At 65.2% G+C, this 443-nt stretch carries 1 protein-coding gene; it reads left to right on the top strand.

The genetic code is table 11. From position 1 onward, the window contains the following. Positions 1-276: 276 nt before the first annotated feature. Positions 277-443 (top strand): helix-turn-helix domain-containing protein (locus KUM03_RS38550; RefSeq protein WP_254399846.1); only part of this gene is annotated, 167 nt, incomplete at its 3' end.

Consider the following 443-nt stretch of genomic DNA (forward strand, 5'->3'; position numbering starts at 1 on the left):
CTGAGGTGCTGGACCGGTGCCTGCACCACCTGCGGACGCCCCCTGCCCGCCCGACGAAGCCGCCACAGACAGCGACGAACCTAACGAAGCACTACTAGTGACCTGAGTCGGAGGTTCGTCGTTGGTTGGGTATGAGTCGTCCGGGTCCGAAGATTCCGCCGTTGTCGCTGACTGATACCCAACGGGATGTGCTGGAAGGCTGGGTGCGTCGTCGCTCGACAGCCCAGTCCCTGGCTCAGCGCTCAAGGATCATTCTGCGCCGAGGGGCACTCCATCATGGAAGTGGCACGCCGGCTCGGTGTCACCGCGGACATGGTCCGCACCTGGCGGCGGCGCTTCCTGGAGCGTGGTCTGGATGGTCTGTCCGACGAGCCGCGACCCGGTGTCCCGCGGAAGATCACCGACGCGGACGTCGAGCGCGTCATCGTCAAAACACTCGAGGA

The sequence above is a fragment of the Streptomyces sp. AC602_WCS936 genome (assembly GCF_019049125.1).
Taxonomy (GTDB): domain Bacteria; phylum Actinomycetota; class Actinomycetes; order Streptomycetales; family Streptomycetaceae; genus Streptomyces.